The 22,279-nt window shown below is 66.6% G+C and carries 17 protein-coding genes and 1 tRNA gene; 11 read left to right on the forward strand and 7 right to left on the reverse strand.

Annotation, left to right across the window (positions count from 1 at the left end; translation table 11 throughout):
* Positions 1-17: 17 nt before the first annotated feature.
* The 5 genes from ABE424_RS16940 to ABE424_RS16960 all read left to right on the forward strand — a co-directional run bounded on the left by ABE424_RS16940 (position 18) and on the right by ABE424_RS16960 (position 7,403).
* Positions 18-965 carry a bifunctional riboflavin kinase/FAD synthetase gene (locus tag ABE424_RS16940; RefSeq protein ID WP_176990056.1) on the forward strand — a complete coding sequence of 316 codons (948 nt, stop codon included), beginning with the start codon at positions 18-20 and terminating at the stop codon, positions 963-965.
* Positions 962-3,793 carry an isoleucine--tRNA ligase gene (gene ileS, locus ABE424_RS16945; RefSeq protein ID WP_346492034.1) on the forward strand — a complete coding sequence of 944 codons (2,832 nt, stop codon included), beginning with the start codon at positions 962-964 and terminating at the stop codon, positions 3,791-3,793. Before ABE424_RS16940 ends, ileS begins: the two co-directional genes overlap by 4 nt.
* The gene (gene lspA, locus ABE424_RS16950; protein WP_346492035.1) at positions 3,793-4,299 is read left to right on the forward strand and encodes a signal peptidase II; all 507 of its coding nucleotides are present in this window, start codon (positions 3,793-3,795) and stop codon (positions 4,297-4,299) included. Before ileS ends, lspA begins: the two co-directional genes overlap by 1 nt.
* A 53-nt stretch (positions 4,300-4,352) precedes the next feature.
* Positions 4,353-5,303: a 4-hydroxy-3-methylbut-2-enyl diphosphate reductase gene (ispH, locus tag ABE424_RS16955; RefSeq protein WP_319212469.1), complete on the forward strand. Its 951-nt coding sequence runs from the start codon at positions 4,353-4,355 to the stop codon at positions 5,301-5,303.
* A 219-nt stretch (positions 5,304-5,522) separates the two neighbouring features.
* Entirely contained in the window at positions 5,523-7,403 is a 1,881-nt protein-coding gene (locus ABE424_RS16960) for a peptidase M61 (protein ID WP_346492036.1), read from the forward strand.
* Between the two features lie 24 nt (positions 7,404-7,427).
* Here ABE424_RS16960 and treA read toward each other — a convergent pair whose 3' ends face one another.
* Positions 7,428-9,056, reverse strand: a complete 1,629-nt coding sequence (gene treA / locus ABE424_RS16965; protein WP_346492037.1) for an alpha,alpha-trehalase TreA — start codon at positions 9,054-9,056, stop codon at positions 7,428-7,430.
* Positions 9,057-9,218: 162 nt separating this feature from the next.
* Between treA and ABE424_RS16970 the strand changes: the two genes are divergently transcribed.
* Positions 9,219-9,294 (forward strand) — tRNA-Thr (locus tag ABE424_RS16970).
* 63 nt (positions 9,295-9,357) lie between these two features.
* On the opposite strand, the gene ABE424_RS16975 is transcribed toward ABE424_RS16970, so the two are convergent.
* The 6 genes from ABE424_RS16975 to ABE424_RS17000 form a co-directional block, all read right to left on the reverse strand.
* Complete coding sequence (locus tag ABE424_RS16975) at positions 9,358-12,435, reverse strand: efflux RND transporter permease subunit (protein WP_346492038.1); 3,078 nt, start codon at positions 12,433-12,435, stop codon at positions 9,358-9,360.
* Complete coding sequence (locus ABE424_RS16980; protein WP_346492039.1) at positions 12,432-13,532, reverse strand: efflux RND transporter periplasmic adaptor subunit; 1,101 nt, start codon at positions 13,530-13,532, stop codon at positions 12,432-12,434. Before ABE424_RS16980 ends, ABE424_RS16975 begins: the two co-directional genes overlap by 4 nt.
* 48 nt (positions 13,533-13,580) lie before the next feature.
* Positions 13,581-14,213: a TetR/AcrR family transcriptional regulator C-terminal domain-containing protein gene (locus ABE424_RS16985; protein ID WP_176990047.1), complete on the reverse strand. Its 633-nt coding sequence runs from the start codon at positions 14,211-14,213 to the stop codon at positions 13,581-13,583.
* Between the two features lie 77 nt (positions 14,214-14,290).
* The gene (locus ABE424_RS16990; protein ID WP_346492040.1) at positions 14,291-15,625 is read right to left on the reverse strand and encodes a sensor domain-containing diguanylate cyclase; all 1,335 of its coding nucleotides are present in this window, start codon (positions 15,623-15,625) and stop codon (positions 14,291-14,293) included.
* The gene (locus tag ABE424_RS16995; RefSeq protein WP_179459479.1) at positions 15,622-16,428 is read right to left on the reverse strand and encodes an alpha/beta hydrolase; all 807 of its coding nucleotides are present in this window, start codon (positions 16,426-16,428) and stop codon (positions 15,622-15,624) included. The genes ABE424_RS16990 and ABE424_RS16995 overlap by 4 nt, the downstream gene beginning before the upstream one ends.
* A gap of 35 nt (positions 16,429-16,463) precedes the next feature.
* Positions 16,464-16,796: a hypothetical protein gene (locus tag ABE424_RS17000; protein ID WP_346492041.1), complete on the reverse strand. Its 333-nt coding sequence runs from the start codon at positions 16,794-16,796 to the stop codon at positions 16,464-16,466.
* A gap of 70 nt (positions 16,797-16,866) precedes the next feature.
* Between ABE424_RS17000 and ABE424_RS17005 the strand changes: the two genes are divergently transcribed.
* The 5 genes from ABE424_RS17005 (at position 16,867) to cyoD (ending at position 22,266) form a co-directional block, all read left to right on the forward strand.
* Positions 16,867-17,871 carry a 2-hydroxyacid dehydrogenase gene (locus ABE424_RS17005; RefSeq protein WP_346492042.1) on the forward strand — a complete coding sequence of 335 codons (1,005 nt, stop codon included), beginning with the start codon at positions 16,867-16,869 and terminating at the stop codon, positions 17,869-17,871.
* A gap of 324 nt (positions 17,872-18,195) precedes the next feature.
* Positions 18,196-19,272: a ubiquinol oxidase subunit II gene (gene cyoA, locus ABE424_RS17010; RefSeq protein ID WP_176990043.1), complete on the forward strand. Its 1,077-nt coding sequence runs from the start codon at positions 18,196-18,198 to the stop codon at positions 19,270-19,272.
* An 8-nt stretch (positions 19,273-19,280) separates the two neighbouring features.
* The gene (gene cyoB / locus ABE424_RS17015; RefSeq protein WP_176990137.1) at positions 19,281-21,278 is read left to right on the forward strand and encodes a cytochrome o ubiquinol oxidase subunit I; all 1,998 of its coding nucleotides are present in this window, start codon (positions 19,281-19,283) and stop codon (positions 21,276-21,278) included.
* Positions 21,275-21,916 (forward strand): cytochrome o ubiquinol oxidase subunit III, encoded by a 642-nt coding sequence (cyoC, locus tag ABE424_RS17020; RefSeq protein ID WP_046272182.1) that lies wholly within the window; start codon positions 21,275-21,277, stop codon positions 21,914-21,916. The genes cyoB and cyoC overlap by 4 nt, the downstream gene beginning before the upstream one ends.
* Positions 21,916-22,266 carry a cytochrome o ubiquinol oxidase subunit IV gene (cyoD, locus tag ABE424_RS17025; protein ID WP_121043457.1) on the forward strand — a complete coding sequence of 117 codons (351 nt, stop codon included), beginning with the start codon at positions 21,916-21,918 and terminating at the stop codon, positions 22,264-22,266. The genes cyoC and cyoD overlap by 1 nt, the downstream gene beginning before the upstream one ends.
* Positions 22,267-22,279: the final 13 nt, after the last annotated feature.

Genomic DNA, 22,279 nt, shown 5'->3' on the forward strand with positions numbered 1-22,279 from the left:
GGCCGCATTCCACGTAGATGAGCAGGCTGTTTAGAAACGTCGAAGGCGGGCAGTTGTTCCCGCACGGAAGCGTGGTCTGCATCGGCGCATTCGACGGCCTGCACCTGGGTCATCGTGCGTTGGTGCGCCACGCCGTTTCGCGCGCGCGCGCGCTGGGCGTGGCCGCCGTGGCGGTGGCCTTCGAGCCGCTGCCGCGCGAGTACTTCGCCCAGGGCGAGCCGCCGCCGCGCTTGACCCTGGCGCGCGACAAGGTCGCGATGCTGCGCGAACTCGGCGTGGATGCGATCGGCCTGCTGCGCTTCGATGCGCGCATGGCCGCGATGCAGGCCGAGGCGTTCGTCGAGCAGCTGCTGGTGCACCGGCTGAGCGCGCGCGAGGTGTGGATCGGGCCGGAGTTCTGCTTCGGCAACCGCCGCAAGGGCGATCTGGCCCTGCTGCAGGCGATGGGCCGCGAGCGGGGTTTCAGTGCGGGGGAGATCGAGCCGGTCGACCTGCACGGCGAGCGCATCTCCAGCACCCGCATCCGCCAGCTGCTGCGTGCCGGTGATTTCAGCCATGCCGGCGATCTGCTGGGCAGGCCGTATACGATTGGGGGCAGGGTAGTGCGCGGCCGCCAGTTGGGCCGTACGCTGGGGTTCCCGACCGCCAACCTGCGCTTCCCGAAGACGCCGGCGCTGTCGGGGATCTACGCGACCTGGGTCCACGGCGTGTTCGACCAGCCGTGGCCCTCGGTCTCCAGCTTCGGCACGCGCCCCACCGTGGACGGCGTGGAGCCGCTGCTGGAAGCGCACCTGTTTGATTTCCAGGGTGACCTGTACGGTCGCCACATCGATGTCGAGTTCGTCGCCAAGCTGCGTGACGAAGAAAAGTTCCAAGATCTGGCTGCGTTGACCGACCAGATGCACCGTGACGCCGAACAGGCCCGTCACATCCTTTCCGAACACAGATTGCGAGCCACTGCGTGAGCCAGGACTACAAAGCCACCCTTCATCTGCCGGCAACCGAATTCCCGATGCGCGGCGACCTGCCCAAGCGCGAGCCGGGCATTCTGTCGCGCTGGGAGGACGAGGGCCTTTACGCACGCCTGCGCGACAACGCGCAGGGCCGCCCGCTGTTCGTGCTGCACGACGGCCCGCCCTACGCCAATGGCCAGATCCACCTGGGCCACGCGGTCAACAAGATCCTCAAGGACATCATCGTCAAGTCGCGCTACCTGGCCGGCTTCGATGCGCCCTACGTGCCGGGCTGGGATTGCCATGGCCTGCCGATCGAGATCGCGGTCGAGAAGAAGTGGGGCAAGGTCGGCGTCAAGCTCGATGCGGTCGCGTTCCGCCAGAAGTGCCGCGAGTTCGCCGAAGAACAGATCGAACTGCAGCGCCGCGACTTCAAGCGCCTGGGCGTGATCGGCGATTGGGACAACCCGTACAAGACGCTGAGCTTCGATTTCGAGGCCAACGAGATCCGCGCGCTGTCCAAGGTCTTCGCCAACGGTCACATCGTGCGCGGCGCCAAGCCGGTGCACTGGTGCTTCGACTGTGGCTCGGCGCTGGCCGAGGCCGAGATCGAATACCAGGACAAGACCTCGCCGGCGATCGACGTGGCCTACGTGTCGCGTGATTCGCAACAGCTGGCCGAGCGCTTCGGCGTGGCGCTGCCGGCCGATGTCGAGGTCGCGGTGCCGATCTGGACCACCACCCCGTGGACGCTGCCGGCCTCGCTGGCGGTGTCGCTCGGTGCGGAGATCGAGTACGTGCTGGCCGAAGGTCCGGCCCACAACGGCAAGCGCCGTTGGCTGGTGCTGGCCGCCGCGCTGGCCGAACGTTCGCTGCAGCGCTACGGCGTGGAAGGCCTGGTCGTGCACGGCCGTGCCACCGGCGCCGCGCTGGAAAACCTGCTGCTGGCCCATCCGTTCTACCCGCAGCGCGACATCCCGCTGCTCAACGGCGCGCACGTCTCCGACGAAGACGGTACCGGTGCGGTGCATACCGCCCCGGGCCATGGCCAGGAAGACTTCGTGGTCAGCCAGCAGTACGGGCTGATGGACAAGTACAACGCCGGCCAGATCAACCCCGTCGACGGCCGTGGCGTGTACCTGTCCTCGACCCCGCCGGCCGGCGACGTCGAGCTGGCAGGCGTGCACCTGTGGAAGGCGCAGCCGCTCATCATCGATGTGCTGCGCGCCTCCGGTGCGCTGCTGGCCCATGTCGAGATCGTGCACAGCTACCCGCACTGCTGGCGCCACAAGACCCCGGTCGTGTTCCGTGCCACCCCGCAGTGGTTCATCTCGATGGACAAGGCCAACCTGCGCAGCGATGCGATGGCCGCGATCGACACCGTCGGCTGGTTCCCGAGCTGGGGCAAGGCGCGCATCGGCTCGATGGTCGATGGCCGCCCGGACTGGTGCATCAGCCGCCAGCGCACCTGGGGCGTGCCGATCGCGCTGTTCACCCATCGCGAGACCGGTGAGCCGCACCCGCGCACCGTCGAGCTGATGCAGCAGGTCGCCGACCGCGTGCAGGCCGAAGGCATCGACGTCTGGTATTCGCTGGACAGCGCCGAGCTGCTGGGCGAAGAAGCGTCGCAGTACGAGAAGGTCACCGACATCCTCGATGTCTGGTTCGACTCGGGCGTGACCCACGAAGGCGTGCTGCTGGCGCGTGGCTTCGGCAAGCCGGCCGATCTGTACCTGGAAGGCTCGGACCAGCACCGCGGCTGGTTCCAGTCCTCGCTGCTGACCGGCGTGGCGATCGACAGGCAGGCGCCGTACAAGCAGTGCCTCACCCACGGCTTCACCGTGGATGAGAAGGGCCGCAAGATGTCCAAGTCGCTGGGCAACGGGATCGAGCCGCAGGACATCATGAAGACCCTGGGCGCGGATATCCTGCGCCTGTGGATCGCCTCGGCCGATTACAGCAATGAAATGTCGCTGTCGCAGGAGATCCTCAAGCGCAACGCGGATGCCTACCGGCGCCTGCGCAACACCGCGCGCTTCCTGCTCGGCAACCTGGACGGCTTCGATCCGGCCCGGCACCTGGTGGCCCCGGCCGACATGGTCGCGCTGGACCGCTGGATCGTGCATCGCGCGTTCGAGGTGCAGGAGAAGATCAAGGCCGCGTACACCGGCTACAACATGGCCGAGATCGTGCAGCTGCTGCTGAACTTCTGCAGCGTCGACCTGGGCTCGGTGTACCTGGACGTCACCAAGGACCGTCTGTACACCATGCCGGTGGACTCGCGCGGCCGCCGTTCGGCGCAGACCGCGATGTATCACATCGCCGAAGCGTTCACGCGCTGGATCGCGCCGATCCTGAGCTTCACCGCCGATGAGCTGTGGGGTTACCTGCCGGGCGAGCGCAAGGAGAACGTGCTGTTCGCCACCTGGTACGACGGCCTGGCGCCGTTGCCGGCCGATGCACCGCTCAACGCGGCCGATTTCGACCAGCTGCTGGCCCTGCGCGAGCAGGTTGCCAAGGTGCTCGAGCCGATGCGCGCCAATGGCGCGATCGGTGCGGCGCTGGAAGCGGAGATCACCGTCGCGGCCGATGCCGAAACCGCCGCGCGCTGGCAACCGCTGGCCGAGGAGCTGCGCTTCTTGCTGATCAGCGGTGACGTGCAGGTGCGCCCGGCGACCACCGATGAGGTGTTTGTCAGCGCCCAGCCGACCACGAAGCAGAAGTGCGTGCGCTGCTGGCATTACCGCGCCGATGTGGGCTCGGTCGCTGCGCATCCGGAACTGTGCGGCCGCTGCGTGACCAACATCGACGGTGCCGGCGAAGACCGGCGGTGGTTCTGATGGCCGCCGCCCGTCCGCGTCCGAACGCGCTGATCTGGCTGCTGCTGTCGGCGGCGGTCATCATCGCCGACCAGTGGAGCAAGGCCTGGGTGCTGTCCAGCCTGCCCGAGTACGAGCCGGTGGTGGTCATCGACGGCTTCTGGAACTGGTACCGCACCTACAACACCGGCGCCGCGTTCAGTTTCCTGAGCGATGCCGGTGGCTGGCAGCTGTGGTTCTTCACCGCGCTGGCGGTGGGCATCAGCGGCCTGATGGCCTACTGGATGTGGGGCACCGCGCGCGGTGCCTGGCGCAGCGCCGTGCCGTACGCCCTGGTGATCGGCGGGGCGATCGGCAACGTGATCGACCGGCTGATGCACGGCCATGTGGTCGACTTCATCCAGTGGTATATCGGTGACCATGCCTGGCCGTCGTTCAACATCGCCGATTCGGCGATCGTGGTCGGCGCGGTGGGCATCGCCCTGTTCGGCCTGTTCGACGGCAAGCCTGCCAAAAAAGCGGGATAATTCCCTCCTGTATCCGTAACGACCCGGCTCACGCCGGCCGGAGTATCTGACCGATGGATGTGTTGCTCGCCAATCCGCGTGGTTTCTGTGCCGGTGTCGATCGTGCGATCGAGATCGTCAAGCGCGCGATCGAGACCCTGGGTGCGCCGATCTATGTGCGCCACGAGGTCGTGCACAACCGGTTCGTGGTCGATGACCTGAAGGCCCGCGGTGCGATCTTCGTCGAAGAGCTGGACGAAGTACCGGACGACAACACGGTGATCTTCAGCGCCCACGGCGTCTCCCAGGCCGTGCGCCAGGAAGCCGACCGCCGTGGCCTGAAGGTGTTCGACGCCACCTGCCCGCTGGTCACCAAGGTGCACCTGGAAGTGGCCCGCCACTGCCGCGCCGGCCGCGACGTGGTGCTGATCGGCCACGCCGGCCACCCGGAAGTGGAAGGCACGATGGGCCAGTGGAGCCGCGAGCGCGGTACCGGCCAGATCTACCTGGTCGAAGATGTGGACGACGTCGCCACCCTGGTCATCGACCAGCCGGAGAACTTCGCTTACACCACCCAGACCACGCTGTCGGTGGATGACACCCGCGGCATCATCGACGCGCTGCGCACCCGCTTCCCGGCGATGCAGGGCCCGAAGAACGATGACATCTGCTACGCCACGCAGAACCGCCAGGATGCCGTGCGCGACCTGGCCAAGCGCTGCGACCTGGTGCTGGTGGTCGGTTCGCCGAACAGCTCCAACTCCAATCGCCTGAGTGAACTGGCGCGTCGTGATGGGGTGGAGTCCTACCTGATCGACGGGGCCGACGAGATCGACCCGGCATGGGTGGCCGGCAAGAAGCACATCGGCCTGACCGCCGGCGCCTCCGCGCCGCAGGTGCTGGTGGATGGGGTGATCGCGCGCCTGAAGGAACTTGGCGCCACCGGCGTCGGCGAGCTGGACGGCGAGCCGGAATCGATGGTGTTCGCGCTGCCGAAAGAACTGCGGCTGCGCCTGGTCGACTGACCCGACATCGTGACGCCACGCATGCCGTGGCGCTTCCCCGGTAGTGCCGGCCGCTGGCCGGCAGCTCACCTCGGTGGATCCTGATCGCGTCCGGCAGACAGAACGTCGCCGCACTGCGCTGTGCCAATCATGGCCGCAACGCGACGCATGACCTTTGGCCATGGGGCAGGGCGGTAACGCAGGGCTAGGATCGAGGCTTCCCCTGTTGGAGCCTGCCTGATGAAGATGCGTGCCATTGCCCTGTCCGTGTTGCTGGCCGTGTCCGCCACCGGCGTGCAGGCGCAGACACCGCCACCGCAGGACGTGGCCTTCCCGGGCCTGCTGCGCATCGACGTGGACGCGCGCGATATCGGCCGACGCATCTTCAAGGTCAAGGCCACGGTCCCGGCCAAGCCCGGCCCGCTGACCCTGCTGTACCCGCAGTGGCTGCCCGGGGCGCATTCGCCGAGCGGGCCGATCGACAAGCTCGCCGGCCTGGTCGTCACCGCCAACGGCACGCCGCTGCAGTGGAAGCGGGATCCGTACGACGTCTACGCGTTCACCGTGGAGGTGCCGCAGGGCGCCAGTGAAGTCGTGGCCGAGTTCAAGTTCCTGTCCTCGCAGGGCGCGCAGGGCCGCGTGGTGATGACGCCGGACATGCTCAACCTGCAGTGGAACGCCAACTCGCTGTATCCGGCCGGGGTCATCACCCGCAACATCCAGGCGCAGGCCACCGTCACCCTGCCGCCGGGCTGGTCGTATGCCACCGCGCTGGACACGGAGCGCCGCGACGGCGACACCGTGGTGTTCAAGCCGATCAGCTACGACCACCTGGTCGACTCGCCACTGTTCGCCGGCCGCCACTTCCAGCGCTTCGATCTGGACCCCGGTGCGAAGGTGCCGGTGCACCTGAATGTCTTCGCCGATGACGCCACGTCGCTGGCGGCCAAGCCCGAGCAGATCCAGGCGCATCGCGCGCTGGTGCAGCAGATGTACAAACTCTACGGCGCACGCCACTTCGACCGCTACGAGTTCCTGCTCGCGCTGACCGACAGGCTCGGCGGCATCGGCCTGGAGCACCAGCGCTCCAGCGAGAACAGCGGCGACACCGGCTACTTCACCGAGTGGGACAAGACCTGGCTCGGCCGCGACCTGCTGCCGCACGAGTTCAACCACTCCTGGAACGGCAAGTACCGGCGTGGCGCCGATCTGACCACCGCCAACTTCAACGTGCCGATGGGCGACAGCCTGCTGTGGCTGTATGAAGGGCAGACCCAGTTCTGGGGCCAGGTGCTGGCCGCCCGCTCCGGACTGTGGACCCCGCAGCAGACCCGCGATGTGCTGGCCAATGTGGCGGGCACCTATGATCGCGGTCGCCCCGGCCTGGCCTGGCGCACTCTGCAGGACACCACCAACGATCCGACCATCGCCCAGCGCCGCGCGCTGGCGTTCCGCAACTACCAGATGAGCGAGGACTACTACTCCGGCGGCCAGATGGTATGGCTGGAGGTGGACGGCAAGCTGCGGGCGCTGACCGGCAACAAGCGCGGCCTGGACGACTTCGCCAAGGCGTTCTTCGGCATGAACGACGGCGACTGGAACGTCCATTCGTATACCTTCGAGGACGTGGTCGGCACCCTCAACGGCGTGGCGCCGTTCGACTGGGCCAGCTTCCTGCGCGAACGCCTGGACGGGCACGGCCCGTTGACCGGCGGCCTGGAAGCGGCCGGCTGGAAACTGGTCTATACCGATACGCCGAACGAGGCGTTCAAGGCGCAGGAGACGCGCGGCAAGAACAGCAACCTGCTGTACTCCATCGGCCTGTCCGTCAGCGAGTCCGGCTACATCGGCGACGTGCTGTGGGACAGCCCGGCGTTCAATGCCGGGCTGATCCCCGGCATGAGCGTGGTCGCACTCAATGGCCGCGTGTTCAAGGCCGAGCAGTTGAAGGAGGCGATCACCGCGGCCAGGACCGACAAGGCACCGCTGACGCTGCTGGTGAAGAACGTGGATCGCATCGATACGGTGACGCTGCATTACCACGACGGGCTGAAGTACCCGGCGCTGGAGCGGATCGCGGGCAAGCCGGATCGGTTGGCGGAGTTGTGGAAGGCGCGCTGATCCCGCGCCGCGGCGGCCGCTGGATCAGTCCGCGGCCTCCACATCCTGCGCGCTGTCGCAGACCCGCTTCGGCGCACACAGCCGATCCAGCAGCGCCAACGTAACCCCGTTGCTCCAGCCGAACCCATCCTGCAGCGGGTATTCGCCGCCACCGCCGCCCGTGGCCGAGCCGTCGACCACATACTTCTCCACCAGCTTGCCCTCGCGGTCATACACCGTCTGCACGGTGCGCAGGAAGCGCACGCCGATCCGGCGGGCGAGGGTGTCCTGCCCATGCCGCTGCAGCCCGTCCACCGCGACCCACTGCAGCGGCGCCCAGCCGTTGGGGGCATCCCATTGCTGGCCGGTCGTCAGGGTGGTGGTCAGCAAGCCGCCGTCGCGCAGCAACTGTGTCTCCACCGCCTGCGCGGTACGGCGCGCCTGCGCGCGATCGGCCACGTCCAGCCACAAGGGGAACAGGGCGGCCGCGGTCAGGGCGGGGCGGGTCTGGCCGCGCTCCAGATCGCGGTCGACGTACCAGCCCTGGCCGTCATCCCAGAGCAGCGCGTTGATGGCGTGCCGGCGTCCCTTCGCCTGACCGGTGAAGGCGCGTGCCGCCGTGCGATCACCGGCGGCCTTGCTGGCGCGGGCGAGCGTGGTTTCCAGATGGAACAGCAGGCTGTTCAGATCGACCGGCACGATCGCCGTGGTGTGGATGCTCGCCAATGCAGACGGCTCGGTGAGCCAGCGCGAGCTGAAATCCCAGCCGGACTCCGCGCCGGCGCGCAGGTCGCGATACACCTGCGAGGGCGCGCGCTGTGGCGCCTGCGCGGCGGTGGCCAGATCGTCCATCCAGGACTCGGTGCGTGGGACCGCGCGGTCGTCCCAGTAGCGGTTGAGCAGTTGGCCATCCGCCAGCCGAACCACCCGCTCGCGTGCCTCGCCCGGTGCCAGCGTTTCCGCACCGCGCATCCAGAACGCATGCTCGATGCGCAGCTGTGGAAGATAGCGACGGTAGGCCGCATCGCCCTCATGCGTGGCGAGCAGATCCACCATCAGGCTGAAGAAGGGCGGCTGCGAGCGGCTCAAGTAGTAGCTGCGGTTGCCGTTGGGAATGTGGCCGTAGCTGTCGAGCTGGAACGCGAAGTTGTCCACCATGTCGCGGACCTGCTGCCAGCGGCCACTGGAGGCCAGCCCGAGCAGAGTGAAATAGCTGTCCCAGTAATACACCTCGCGGAAGCGTCCGCCGGGCACCACGTAGGGCCTGGGCAGCGGCAGCAGCGAGCCGTGCGGATCCACGGTGCCGGTGGTGCGGGTCAACACCGGCCACAGACCCTCGATATGGGCACGCAGCGTTTCTCCGGCAGGCGGCACATACGGCGGGGCGTCGCCCGGCACGGTGAAGTGCTCGGAGACGAACCCGGCGAGGTCGAACCCGGGCTGCGTCCTGGCGCGCTGCCACTGGGTCAGGACGGTCGCCGCCGGCTGGCGGGGCACCGCATCGGCGAAGGTCTTCTGGTCCTTGAACAGGTGCGCGTCCTGGACCTGCTGGAACAGGGGTTGCCACTGCTGGTCCGGTGTCTGCGGCGTCGGTGGCGTGTCGCGTGCCAGCGCAGTGGCACTCAGCAGCAGGGATGACAGCAGCAGGCCGGCCAAGCGGGGACAGGGGCGCATGGGATGCCTCCGGAGGTGGGGGATTCACTGTAGAGGCTGGTGCGTCAAGGGCTGGTGCGGCAGGAGCACGTCTTGCCGGGCCATTGGGCGCGCGGGCCGTTCCACGGTGAGCGCTTCCCTGATTGACCAAAGTGGCCCAGACCCCCTAGAATTCACGACCTCGCCGGAATAGCTCAGTTGGTAGAGCGGCGCATTCGTAATGCGTAGGTCGTAGGTTCGATTCCTATTTCCGGCACCAGATACAGCAAAAAGCCCCGGCCTTGGCCGGGGCTTTTTGTTTGGGGCGGCGTGGCGGGTCAGCTCACTCCGCACCGCCGACAGCCGGATGCGACGACCGCCGCCGGAACTTCCGCGACAGCCAGTCGCCCGCGTCATCCACCACGGTGAAAGCAGCCGGAATCACGATCAGGCTGAGCAGCGTCGAGGTGATCAGGCCGCCGATCACGGCAATCGCCATCGGCGCACGGAAGCTGGAGTCACCCGCAAAGCCCAGCGCGATCGGCATCATGCCCGCGCCCATCGCCAGGGTGGTCATGATGATCGGCTGTGCGCGCTTGCGGCAGGCATCGATCAGCGCATCGTGCTGGCTCATGCCGTGTTCGTCTTCGGCCATCACCGCGTAATCCACCAGCAGGATGGAGTTCTTGGTGGCGATGCCGATCAGCATCAGCAGGCCGATCAGCGCCGGCAGCGAGAGCATGTTCTGAGTGATCAGCAGCGCGCCGAACGCACCGCCGGCGCACAGAGGCACCGCGGCAAGGATGGTGATCGGCATCAGGGCGTGGTTGAACAGCAGCAACAGCACCATGTAGATGCAGATCAACCCTGCCGCCATCGCCAGCATGAAGCCGATGAACAGTTCGACGAACACTTCCGCATCGCCGGTATTGAGGAAGGTCACGCCCGGCGGCAGCTGCTTGACGCTCGGCAGGGCCTGCACCTCGGTCATCACATCGCCCAGCGGGCGGCCGTTGAGTTCGGCGGTGAGGGTCACGTTGCGCTGGCGCTGGTAGCGCGAAATCTGCGACGGGCCGCTGCCCTGCTGGATGTCGGCGACGGCCGCCAGCGGTACCGGGCCATTGCGGCCGGGCACGCGCAGCTGGCTGATCAGGCCCGGATTGGCCAGCGTGGCTTCGGCAAAGCCGACCCGGATCGGCACCTGCCGGTCGGGCAGGTTGAGTTTGGCCAGGCGCTGCTCGTAATCACCCGCCGTGGCGATGCGGGCGGCCTCGGCGATATCGGCGGTGGCCACGCCCAGGTCCGCGGCGCGGGCGGGGTTCGGCACGATCTGCAGTTCCGGGCGCAGCAGCGAGGCAGTGGAGGTCACGCTGCCCAGGCCCTGGATGCCACGCAGGTCGCGCTCCAGCGCGGTGGAGGCATCCTGCAGGCGCTGCGGGTCGTCACCGGAGAGCACCAGCTGCAGCAGGTTGCCCGGCTCGGAGCTGACGTAGCTGACGCGCACGCCGGGCAGGTCGGCGAGGCGCTGGCGGGCCTCGCGCTCCAGCACGCGCTGGTCGCGCTCACGCGTGTCGGTGGTGCCCCAGTCGAGCACGAGGGTGGCCTTGCGCGGCTCACCGACGCCGGTTGCGCTGGGGTCGCCCAGGTCGAGCACGGCGCCGACCGCGGTGTAGACCTGCTTGAGTTCGGGCATGTCCTTGAGCAGCGCACGCGCGTGCTCGGCGACGGCCACGGTTTCCTGCAGGCGCGTGCCCGGCGGCAGTTCGAGGTTGAGGTTGCTGCGGCCCAGATCGGACTGCGGGATGAAGGTGGCCGGGATGAACGGCACCAGCGCCAGCGACGCGACGAACAACCCGGTGGCGAGCCACAGCGTGCGGCCGCGATGGCGCAGCGCGGCGTCCACCCAGCCCAGGTACCAGGTCATCAGCTTCGATTCCGGCTTCTCCTCGCCATGCGGCTTGAGCAGGTAGGCGGCCATCATCGGCGTGAGCAGGCGCGCCACCAGCAGCGAGAACAGCACGGCGGTGGCGGCGGTCCAGCCGAACTCGCGGAAGAACTTGCCGGCGATGCCGGGCATGAAGGCCACCGGCACGAATACGGCGGCCAGGGTGAGCGAGGTGGCGATCACCGCGTTGCCGATCTCGCCGGCCGCCTCGCGCGCGGCTTCCAGCGGTGGCTTGCCCATGCGCAGGTGGCGCACGATGTTCTCGATCTCCACGATCGCATCGTCCACCAGGATGCCGACCACCACGGACAGCGCCAGCAGCGTGATGATGTTGAGGGTGAAGCCGAAGAAGTACATCACCGCGAACGTCGGGATGATCGACAGCGGCAGCGCAAGCGCGGACACCCACGTCGCCCGCCAGTCGCGCAGGAACAGCCATACCACCAGCAGGGCCAGCAGCGCGCCTTCCCAGAGCATCGTCATCGAGGAATCGTAGGAGCGGTGGGTCTCATCGATCGCCGTGGTGACCAGGCGGAAGTCGATGCCCGGATGCTCGGCCTTGATCTTGTCCAGTGCGTCATGCACGCCGGCTTCGACCTTGACCTCGCTGGAGCCGCGGGTACGCGACATCGAGAAGGCCACCACGCCCTTGCCGTCCAGCAGGGCCGCTTCGGTCGGGTCGGCGGCGCCGTCGGTGACCGTGGCCAGCGTGGACAACCGCACCGCGCGCCCGTCCGGCAGGGCGATGGAGTAGTCGCGCAGCGCCTGTGCGTCACCGACGGTGCCCAGCGTGCGGATGGTCTGCTGCGCGCCCTCGACCTCGGTCTTGCCGCCGGCACGCTCCACCTGGATGCGGGCCAGCTGCTGCGATACATCGCCGGCGGTGATGCCCATCGCGATCAGGGCATTGGGATCCAGATCCACCCGCACCTGGCGCTGCACGCCGCCCACGCGGGTGACACGCGCGACACCGGGCACGCCGTACATCGCACGCGAGATGTCGCGGTCGACGAACCAGCTGGCCTCATCGGTGGTCATGTGCGGTGCGACCAGTGCATAGGTCATCAGCGAGCCGCCGATATCGACCTTTGAGATCACCGGCTCCTGGATGTCCTGTGGCAGGTCGGTGCGGATACGCGTAACGGCATCGCGGGTGTCATCCAGCGCGGTGGCCAGGTCGGCCTCCAGCTGGAATTCGATGGTGGTGGTGCTGACGCCTTCGCTGACCGAGGACATCACGCGCTTGACGTTGTTGACCGTCGCCACCGAGTCCTCGACCTTGCGGGTCACTTCGGCTTCCAGCTGGCTCGGCGAGGCGCCGGGCTGGGTGACGGTGACCGTGGTCATCGGGAAGGCGATGTCCGGGAAGCGCGCCACCGGCAGCTGATGGAACCCCCACAGGCCGGCCACGCACAGCACGAAGAAGATCAGCAGCGCAGGCAACGGGCGTTTGATCGCCCAGGCAGAGATGTTCATCGTGCGGCGGCCTTGGTCGCGGCCACCACGCGCACGCGGTCGCCCTCACCGAGGAAGCCGGAACCATCCACCACGACCTGGTCACCGGCCTTCAGACCTTCCAGGATCGCGGTGCGGCCCTGCACGGCCTGGCCGGTGCTGACCCGGTGGCGGGTCGCCTGCTGCTTGTCGTTCACGGTGAACACGTAGTTGTGGCCGTCGCGCTGCACGATCGCCGCGGTCGGGATGGTCAGCACCGGGCCGTCGCCGGTGACGATGCGGCCATCCACGTAGATGCCCTGCTTGAGCGGGCCGGGCGTGGGCAGGTCGGCGTAGATCGTGCCGGTGCGGGTCTGCCCATCGACACCCGGGGTGACCGCCCGGATGCGGCCGCTGACCACCTGGCCGGCATACGGCAGCTCTACGGTGTTGCCTACCGCCACATCGGCCAGCTGGTTCTCCGGCAGCTCCGCGCGCCACTCCAGGCGACCATCGCGGATCAGGCGCAGCAGCTCGGTTCCGGCGGAGACCACCTGGCCCGGCTGCACCAGGCGCTTGGAGATCAGGCCGTCGGCCGGTGCGCGCAGGTCTGCGAAATCGCGGCGCAGCTTGGCCGCATCGCGCGCGGCGCGTGCGGTGGAGGTCTGCGCTTCGGCATTGATGCGCGAGGCGCGCAGTTCATCCAGGCTGCTTTCGCTGATCAGCTGCTGGGTGGCCAGCTTGGCGCTGCGCTCGTAGTTCATCCGCGCCAGTTCCTGCGAGGCCTGCGCCTGCCGCAGCGAAGCGTCGGCCTGCGCCAGCTCGCTGTCCAGGGTGCGATGGTCCACCTGCAGCAGCACCTGGCCCTGCTTGACCCACTGGCCCACGTCCACCAGCAGCGCGGTCACCCGCTGGCCGCTGATCTCCACGCCCAGCTGCATTTCCTCGTAGGCGGTCACCGGCCCGGAGACCAGCACCGTGCGCGCCATGGTCTGCTGCTGTGCGGGCGCCAGCGAGACCGGCAGCGCCGAACTGGCGGCCGTGGCGTCGGCCGAAGCCTTGTCGTCCTTGCCTCCACACGCGGACAGCAGCGCGGCGACCAGGATCAGGGAAATACTGCGGAAGGAGGGTGCACGCATTGAGGGGCTTTCCGGGTCGGAACAGCGGGAGAAAAAGGAGTGGGGGAATCAGGATTCGCGGGACAGGCGCAGTGCGATGCCATCCAGCATCAGGCCCAGCCCCTGCTCGAAGCGGGCGTCGAAATCGACTTCGCTCCACACATCACGGGCCTGCCAGCAATGGGGGAAACGCGCTTCGGCCAGGGCCATGAACGCCTCGCCCAGCGCCTCCATGCTGCCGTCGCCGGGCCAGGACTGCTCCTCGATGACGAAGCCCATCGTGTAATACACCAGGTCCATCGAGGTGGTCGCGGCGAAGCGTGCCGAGGCGCCCGCCCCGATCAGCGCGGCGATGCTCGCCTCACCCACCCGCAGCACGTTCTCGGTGGCCAGGAAGGTGCCGGCATAGACCCGCGCACCATCGCGGCGTGCCTTGAACGCCAGGCGGAACTCGCGCCCGATCTGCAGCAGGGTCTGCCGCCATGGCTGGCCGACGGGAATGTCCCGGGCGACGTCGCAGATCATGGCATCGGCCATGGCATCGATCAGCGCCTGCTTGCTCTTGAAGTGCCAGTACAGCGACGGCGCGCGGATGCCCAGCGAGCAGGCCACTTTGCGCAGGGTGATCCCCTCCAGGCCGGCCTCGTCGAGGATCCGGAAGGCCGCCTCGACGATGTTTTCCCGCGCGATGGGTTGACGCACTGCTGGCCCTGCCTAACGATGTTAGGCGGCGAATCTAACAGTGTTAGGCTGACGCGGACAAGTGCCGCCCGCGTGCCTCAGGGGGCGAACAGGTCCGGCCGCAGGTCGGCCATCCGGACCCGATTCCGCCCGCTGGTCTTGGCCTCATACAGCGCCTCATCCGCGCGGGAGATCAGCTCTTCCAGCAGTTTCTGGTCGCCGCCCGGCAACGCCTCGCCGATCGCGCCACCGATGCTGACGGAGACAGCGATACGTTCGCCGTCTACGAGGATGGGTTCGGCGGCGACCGCGCTGCGCAGTCGCTCGGCGGCGGCGGGAATCTCATCCACGGCGGAGGCGGCCAGCAGCGCGATGAATTCCTCGCCACCGAAGCGGGCGAACAGATCGCGTTCCCGCAGTGCATCCCGGCAACGCCTGGCGACCACTTTGAGGACTTCATCGCCGACCGGATGGCCGTAGGTGTCGTTGATCTTCTTGAAGTGATCCACGTCCACCATCAGCACCGCGACCGCACGGCCATTCGCTTCACGGGCGGCGATGATCTGCGCAGAGCATTCCTCGAAATGACGGCGATTGGGCACGCCGGTCAAGGGATCGGAGGAGGCGAGGCGGCGCAGTTCGGCGGCCATCAGCAGATCGGCGGTGACGTCGGCGAACAGCCAGATGCGCCCGTGGGCGCCGTTGCCGCGTACCGGATGGGTATCCACCTCGAAGGTCCGTTCGCCCAGCGTCCAGTTCTGCTTTGCGGCGAACTGATCGTTGTTCATCTGGGCGCTGTAGGCCAGCTCCAGCTCGGCATGGTTGTCGCAGCGCTGGCGCAGGGCGCGCATCGGGCCGGCCACGTCCGCCGCGCGGTGATTGCCCGCGGCGCACCCCAGCAGCTCCGCAGCGTGCTCGTTGACGGCGGCGCCCACGCCATCGCCATCGATCAGGACGATGCCCGCCGGCACGCTTTCAAACAGATCGAGGAATTGATTGCGGACGATCGCGCCGCGTGCGGCCTCCCGCCGTGCGGACAGCAGGCGGGCCACGCTCGTCGCCAGCAGCGGCACCTGCGCCGTCAACGCTGCAGGGGCAGGCGCGCTTCGCCACAGCAGCAGCAGGCCGCTCAGCGGCGCCCCGTGCGACGGGGCCGGGACGTAGAGCAGGTGGGTGGGGAGGCCTTCCAGTGCATGGATGATCGCCGTCGGCAGCCGGAACCCCGTTGCGTCGACGGCTTCACCGCTCCAGGTGTGTTCGAATAGACCGCTGCGCGCCAGGTTGAAACTCGAGGAGGGCAGCGCCGGGGCCGCGACCGCCCACGTCGCCCTGCCGTCGGCGTCCACTTCCACTGCCATCACCAGGTCGGCGTGGGAGGCGAGGCGGGCGAACTGGCACAGCGCGGCCAGGGCGTCACTGTCGGACGTCGTCACAACGCGGTGCCTGCCAGTCGCTGTTCGAGAATGCGCATGACGTCATCGGGCGCGGTCATGTGCGGAAGATGACCCGAGGCATCGATCACATCCAGGGTGGCGCCCTCGATCGCGTTGGCCAGCCAGTGGCCGACCGCGACCGGTACCGCCACGTCGTGTGCGGTCTGGATGAGGTGGACCGGCCTTGAGACCCGCGCGGCCAGGCTGCGCAGATCGGAGGTGAAAATCGTGCGCGAGGTATTGAGCGCGATATCCGGGCGCATCTGGAACAGGGTATTGGAGAAATCGGCGACGACCGCGCTGTCTTCCACGCCGACGACCATCGGGGCGAAGCCGGCGATCCAGGCCTGGTAGTTGGCGCGCATGCTGTCGAACAACTGGTCCAGGTCCTGCGGCCTGAAGCCGCCGGTGTACCCGTCATCGTCGAGATAACGCGGCGATGCGCCGATGATGACCAGGCGCTCGAACAGGTCCGGCCGCGCCACGGCGGCGGCAGCGCCGATCATGCCGCTCATCGAGTGGCCGATGTAAGTGCAGTCACGCACGTCCAGCTCGTCGAGGATGTCGATCAGATCGTCGGCATACCCGAACAGCGCGCCGTGTCGTTCGAAATCGTATGTCTGTGCACCGTGCGGACCGCAGCCGGCAAGATCGAAGGAAATCACATCAAAGCGCGCTTCACACCAGGGACGCAGTGCGTTCCATGCGGTCTGATCCGTGCCAAAACCGTGTGACAGGATCGCGACGTCCTTGCCTGCACCGCTACGGCGCCCGTTGAACCGCTCAAAACTCTCCACGCACATCCACCCATGGCGTCCGGCAAGTGCCGAATACTAGGTCACGCGCGCACGCGGGTCCAACGCGCGCCATTGCCGAAGACCAGTTGCCGCAGATAGCCGCCGATGAAACCTGCGAGCGCACCAAGCAGTAAACGGGCGGCGACGCGGGCGATACGGCTGGCATGCAGCCGCACCCACGGCAATAGCGCGATCGCCTGCGCACCGATCAGCAGGAGCAGGACATCCAGCCCCAGCGCATCCACCACGGGCAGCAGTGGCACCAGCAGTGGGTTGCAGGCCATCAGGGTCACGATCGCGGCAGTAAGCACGAACAGGGCGCGCCGGCCCATCGGCGTGGCGGTCCAGCGGAGCAGGCGGGTAGTCAGGGACACGGCGGTCTCCAGGCAGTTGGCCGGAGTGTACTGCGGTATCGTCGTGCTCGAACTCCCGGGAATCCGCCTCATGAAGATCGCAGTATTCAGCGCCCGCCCGTATGACCAGCGGTTTCTCGAGGAAGCCAATCAACGCCGCGGGGCAGGGCAGTCCTTCGAGTTTCTCTATTTCGATGCCGCGCTGGAGGTACATACCGCGGCACTGGCGCAGGACTGTGAGGCGGTGTGTGTATTCGTGAATGATCGGCTGGACGCCGCGGTGCTGCAGGCACTGCATGCACTGGGCGTGCGCGCGGTGCTGCTGCGTTGTGCAGGCTTCAATAATGTCGACCTGGCCGCCGCCGGCCAGCTGGGCCTGTTCGTAGCGCGCGTGCCCGCCTATTCGCCCGAGGCCGTGGCCGAACATGCGCTGGCACTGGTGATGACGCTCAACCGGCACACCCACCGCGCCTACAACCGGGTGCGCGAGGGCAATTTCATGCTCGATGGCCTGCTGGGCCGCACCCTGCACGGCAAGACCGTGGGCATCGTGGGGACCGGCAAGATCGGGCTGGCGACCGCCCGCATCTTCAAGGGCATGGGCTGCACCGTACTGGGCCACGATCCGTATCCGTCGCCCGCGTTCGCCGCCATCGGCGCGTCGGTCGCGCTGGAGGAGCTGCTCGCCCGCGCGGACGTGGTCTCGCTGCACTGTCCTTTGACGCCGGAAACCCAGCACCTGATCGACGATGCCTCGCTCGCCCGGATGAAGCCCGGGGCGATGCTGGTCAATACCTCGCGGGGTGGGCTGGTGGATACCCATGCGGTGATCCGCGCGCTGAAGTCCCGCCGCCTGGGGCACCTGGCCATCGATGTCTACGAGCAGGAGAGCGGGCTGTTCTTCCAGGACCGGTCCGGCGAGATCATCGACGATGATGCGTTCCAGCGCCTGATGACCTTCCCCAATGTGCTGGTGACCGGGCACCAGGGCTTCTTCACGGTGGAGGCCCTGCAGGAGATCTCGGAGATCACGCTGCGCAACCTGGCCGACTTCGTCAGTGGGGCGGACTGCGCGAACCGGGTGCTGGCCCCCTGAGCACCGCCGCCGATGACGCCGACCGCCGGGGCGTGTACCGTGGCGACGCGGAGCCCCGGACCTGACCGGTTCATGTCTATACAAGGGCCGGAATGTTGCCGAATCGGGTCATTGCCCGGCACTGCGACAACGTGTCGCAGCCTAAAACAGGCCTTTCCTGCGCTGGATCATTGTCAATGCCTTTCTTAAATGATGCGTGACGGCCTAAAATTAGAAGGCTGACATGATCGTCCTTCGTGCCTGTCCCCTTGGACCGGCACCACCGGCTTTGGCTGGGACGGAGGCGGGCTTGAACTGGCATTCCCTACGCAATTGGATCGACCGATGATTCCGTTGAAACCCCTTGGACGCTTCCTGCGTCCGGGCCTGCTGTTTGCGTTGTCCGTGTTCCTGACGGGCTGCAACTCGGCCATCCTCAACCCCAAGGGCCAGATCGGCCACGACGAGAAGACCCTGCTGATCACGGCCACCGTGCTCATGCTGCTGGTTGTCGTGCCGGTCATCATCATGACCCTCACCTTCGCGTGGAAGTACCGTGCGACCAACACCAAGGCCCGTTACGAGCCGAAGTGGTCGCATTCCACGGCCATCGAAGTGGTGGTCTGGTCGATCCCGTGCATGATCGTGCTGGTGCTGGCCGTGCTGACCTGGCGTTCCTCGCACGCGCTGGATCCGTACCGTCCGCTGGACTCGGACAAGAAGCCGGTGGTGATTGAAGCCATCTCGCTGGACTGGAAGTGGCTCTTCATCTACCCGGAAGAGAACATCGCCACCGTCAACGAGATCACCTTCCCGGTCGATACCCCGCTGAACTTCAAGATCACGTCCGATTCGGTGATGAATGCATTCTTCATCCCGCATCTGGGCAGCATGATCTACTCGATGACGGCCATGGAGACCAAACTCCACCTGATCGCCAACGAGACCGGTGAGTTCCCGGGCATGTCCTCGCACTACAGCGGCGCGGGCTTCAGCAAGATGCATTTCTCCGCGCACTCGGTGACCGAGGCGGAGTACCAGCAGTGGCTGACCAAGGTGCGTGCCGAAAGCGCGACCCTGGACAAGACCGCCTTCGCTGCGCTGGTCGCCGAGAAGAACCACGACTGGCACCCGGTGACCTATTACGGCACCACCGAGGCCGGCCTGTTCGACTGGGTCATCGCCAAGCACATGGGCGACAACCAGCACTACGGCATGAAGCACGACCACAAGGCCATGAAGCATGACGGCGCCGAGGGCGAAAGCCATGAAGGCCACGACATGCAGGCCATGAGCGGAGCCCACGACGACGCTGCGAAGCTGCCGGTCCATGCCGACCAGCCCGCTGCCGCGGACGCCGCACACACTGCAGACGAGCACGCCGCAGCCGGTCACGCCGGTCACGACGGCTCGGGAGAATGACCATGAATCTGTTGGGTAAACTGACCTTTGCCGACATCCCGCACGATCCGATCATCATCACCACGCTGATCGGCGCGGGGATCGGTGGCCTGCTCGTGCTGGCCCTGATCACCAAGTTCAAGCTGTGGGGCTATCTCTGGAAAGAGTGGTTCACCTCGGTGGATCACAAGAAGATCGGCGTGATGTACCTCATCGTCGCCTTCGTCATGCTGCTGCGCGGCTTCGCCGACGCGATCATGATGCGCATCCAGCAGGCGATGGCCGCCGGCGGCAACGAGGGCGTGCTGCCCCCGCATCACTACGACCAGATCTTCACCGCCCACGGCGTGATCATGATCTTCTTCGTGGCGATGCCGCTGATCACCGGCCTGATGAACGTCGTCGTGCCGCTGCAGATCGGCGCACGCGACGTCGCCTTCCCGTTCGTCAACTCGCTCAGCTTCTGGCTGTTCGTGGCGGGCGCGGGCCTGGTGATGATCTCGCTGGGTGTCGGTGAGTTCGCGCAGACCGGCTGGCTGGCCTTCCCGCCGTTGTCAGGCAAGGAATACAGTCCAGGGGTAGGTGTCGATTACTACATCTGGGGCCTGCAGGTAGCAGGCCTGGGTACGACGCTGAGCGGCATCAACTTCTTCATCACCATTCTGAAGATGCGCACGCCCGGCATGAAGCTGATGCAGATGCCGATCTTCACCTGGACCGCGCTGGTCACCAACGTGCTGATCATCGCCGCCTTCCCGGTGCTGACGATCACCCTGGTGCTGCTGACCCTGGACCGTTACCTCGGCACGCACTTCTTCACCAATGACGGTGGCGGCAACGCCATGCTGTACATCAACCTGATCTGGATCTGGGGTCACCCGGAAGTCTATATCCTGGTCCTGCCGGCCTTCGGCGTGTTCTCCGAGGTCATCGCCACGTTCTCGCGCAAGGCGCTGTTCGGTTACAAGGGCATGGTCTACGCGACGGCCTGCATCGGCGTGCTGTCGTTCCTGGTCTGGCTGCACCACTTCTTCACCATGGGCTCGGGTGCCAACGTCAATGCCTTCTTCGGCATCACGACGATGATCATCTCGATCCCGACCGGCGTGAAGATCTTCAACTGGCTGTTCACCATGTTCCGCGGTCGCGTGCAGTTCACGACCCCGGTGCTGTGGACGATCGGCTTCATGGTCACCTTCACCATCGGCGGCATGACCGGCGTGATGCTGGCGATCCCGGCCATCGACTTCGTGCTGCACAACAGCCTGTTCCTGATCGCCCACTTCCACAACGTCATCATCGGCGGCGTGGTGTTCGGCATGTTCGCCGGCATCACCTACTGGTGGCCGAAGATGTTCGGTTTCCGCCTCAACGAAACCTGGGGCAAGCGCGCGTTCTGGTGCTGGTTCATCGGCTTCTATGTCGCGTTCATGCCGCTCTACATCCTGGGCTTCATGGGCATGACCCGCCGCATGCAGAGCTACCCGAACCTGGAATACCAGCCGCTGCTGATCATCGCCATGTGCGGTGCCTTCATCATCGGCGCCGGCATCCTGTGCCAGATCATCCAGATCGCCGTGTCGATCCGCGACCGCAAGAAGACCGCCGACCTCACCGGCGATCCGTGGGATGCCCGTACGCTGGAGTGGGAAACCTCTTCGCCGCCGTCGTTCTACAACTTCGGCTCGCTGCCGCGCGTCAACGAACTGGACGAGTTCTGGGAGCGCAAGCAGCGTGGTGAGGCGTGGGAACGCCCGGCCAAGTACACCGACATCCACATGCCGCGCAACACCGGCACCGGTGTGGTGATCGGCGCCTTCAGCCTGGTGTTCGGCTTCGCGATGATCTGGCACATCTGGTGGCTGGCGATCGTGGGCCTGGTCGGCATGATCGGCACCTTCATCTGGCGCACCTTCGACAAGGACGTGGATTACTACGTGCCGGCCGCGGAAGTGGAGCGGATCGAGAATGAGCACCGTCGCCACCTGGTGGCGCAGGGCCTGGTGAAATCGGAGCTGAAGGCATGAGCACCACTATCCCCAACACCATGAACCATGGGCACGCCGCGCACGCGGCGGCCCACGGCCATGACGACCACGAGCACCACGACACCGGCGGCAATACCGTCTTCGGTTTCTGGGTGTACCTGATGAGCGATTGCCTCATCTTCGCCACGCTGTTTGCGACCTACATCGTGCTGTCCGGCGGCACCGACGGTGGCCCCGGCCCGAAGGACCTGTTCGAACTGTCCTTCGTCGCCTGGGAAACCACGCTGCTGCTGGTCTCCTCGCTGACCTTCGGCCTGGGCATGATCGCCATGCACAAGCAGAAGGTGGGCCAGATGTACGCATGGCTCGCCCTGACCTGGCTGCTGGGCTTCGGCTTCATGTGCATGGAAGTGTGGGAGTTCAACCACCTGATCCATCAGGGCTACGGTCCGGACCACAGTGCGTTCCTGTCGGCGTTCTTCGCGCTGGTCGGTACCCACGGTCTGCACGTGAGCGCGGGTCTGCTGTGGCTGCTGATCATGTTCATCCAGATCAAGCAGAACGGCCTGACCCAGACCAACAAGACCCGCATGGCGTGCCTGAGCCTGTTCTGGCACTTCCTGGATCTGATCTGGATCGGCGTGTTCTCCGTCGTCTATCTGAATGGAGCGCTGTAATGGCCGCACATGACAATCACGCACACGATCATGGCCACAGCGCTGCCGGCGAAAGCCATGGCAGCGTCAAGTCCTACCTGATCGGCTTCGTCCTGGCCGCCGTGCTGACCATCATCCCGTTCTGGGCGGTCATGCATGGCGACCTGCCGCGCTTCACCACCGGCGTCATCATCGTCGTTGCCGCGGTGCTGCAGATCCTGGTGCACCTGGTGTTCTTCCTGCACCTGGACCGCTCCTCGGAACAGCGCTGGAACGTCAGCGCGGCGGCCTTCACCGTCGTGGTGATCGGCATCATCGTCGCCGGTTCGCTGTGGGTCATGCACAACATGAACGTGCACATGATGCACTGACGTCTCTCCGACG

The organism is Stenotrophomonas sp. TWI1149 (assembly GCF_039673155.1).
Taxonomy (GTDB): domain Bacteria; phylum Pseudomonadota; class Gammaproteobacteria; order Xanthomonadales; family Xanthomonadaceae; genus Stenotrophomonas; species Stenotrophomonas maltophilia_AA.